Annotated in this window: 1 protein-coding gene; it reads right to left on the reverse strand. The window is 57.2% G+C overall.

From position 1 onward, the window contains the following. Positions 1-1581: hypothetical protein (locus tag DVK07_RS22805; protein WP_158603186.1), on the reverse strand; the 1581-nt coding region annotated here is incomplete at both ends.

Here is a 1581-nt window from a genome sequence, read left to right on the forward strand (position 1 = left end):
AGATCGACGTTCTCGAATGTGAGCGAGACGGAGTCACCTTGGTCCGGATCGAGTTCGACTTCCTCGGAGACGGTGGTCCCGTTCAGTTCAGCCGTGATCGCCTGCGTGCCCGTGAGGTTCCCGGTGTTCGTGACGTTCGTCACGACGGTCAGATCGCCGTTCGGAGCGACCTCTGTGTCCGAGGCGTCTTCGTTGATGTCGACGGAGAAGTTGGCGGGCTCCTCGTCGGAGACGGTGAGGGTTATACTGTCGCTGTTGTCTTCGAACTGTGTTGGAACGAATTCTATGGTGTAGTCTCCTTCTCCATCAATTTCATCTGCTGCGTCAGCATTCACAGTAAACGAGATCCGCTGTGACTCCCTAGCGTTGAGTTCAGCGTCTTGTCTTACATCCTCATTTACAATTTCACCATCCACGATACGCTGTTCAGTGATGAGATCTCCCCCTTCTCGCAACTCGAACGTCTCAGTGATATTTTCGTCACCAACATTCTCAACATCGGCTACAATAGTGAAGTTACCATCAGGCTGGACTGTGGTATCCGAGGCTGCCTCGTCGATATCGGCGGTGACGTACGGATCGATCTGTTCTTGAAGCGAGATCCCGTCTATCTTCGTCGTCGTCAGCTGTCCGGTCTCGTTCCCCTGAGCGACGTGGATGACGGAGTAGTTGCTCGCGGTGAAGTTCTCCTGCGTTTCGAGTTCGAACGTCGTCTCCTGTCCGGTGTCGGACTTAGCGACAACCGAGACGTTGAGCACGTTCCCGTCACCAGTTATCGTGTTGTTGATGTCGCCACCGACCTCGCCGGAGACGAAGTCGAGCACGTCGCCGGCAGTCATGATGGTTCCTGGACCGTCGTCGCGTCCGCTCAGATCCTGGCCTAGTATCGTGATGCCCTCTTCGACCCGCCTTGGTCCTTCGACAGCCTGAATACTCGTGGTCGTATCGAGCTGGTCGGTGCTGATGTTGTCGATGTTGTTTACGTTAACAGTAACCTGCTGCTCTCCCAGCCCCGTCCCGATGTCGTTTTGCTCTTCGTAGAGGATCGCCACCTGCTGAACGTCAGCGTCGGGTTCGGGGAAGTTCGCGTCCGCCTCAATTTCGAGGGTCTCACCGAGCCGGTACTCGGGCCGGTCGAGTCCCTCGACAGACGACTGGTCGTCTTGGACCGTCGCCATCGAAACGCCGATAGCGCGGGTGTTCTCGAACTCGTCGAGCTCGGCGACGGTCCCGTTCGTGATCGGCATGCTCCCCTCGTTCACGAGGAAGAACATATAGTCGCCGCTGCCCCGTCCGGGCTCTGACAGGTCGTATTCGACCGGTTCGGTCGTTCCGGTCAGGCCGAGCTCGACGGTTCTAACGCGCTCGGCCTCCTGGCCTTCGATCGCTTCCTCGAAGTTCGTTATCTGATCGATCCCCTCATCTTGGATGTCTGTCTCGACCGCGACCAGATCGGCAGAGAAACCCTCGAACCGGTCAAGGCCGAAGAAATCTCCGGTGAAATCGACAGTGATCGTCTCGTTAGGTCCGTACACCGAAACGTCCTCTTCCGTCTGAGCCGCGGTGAGGCTCGCATCGAAC

Origin of the sequence: Halorubrum sp. Atlit-26R (assembly GCF_003666015.1) — an archaeon.
Lineage (GTDB): Archaea > Halobacteriota > Halobacteria > Halobacteriales > Haloferacaceae > Halorubrum.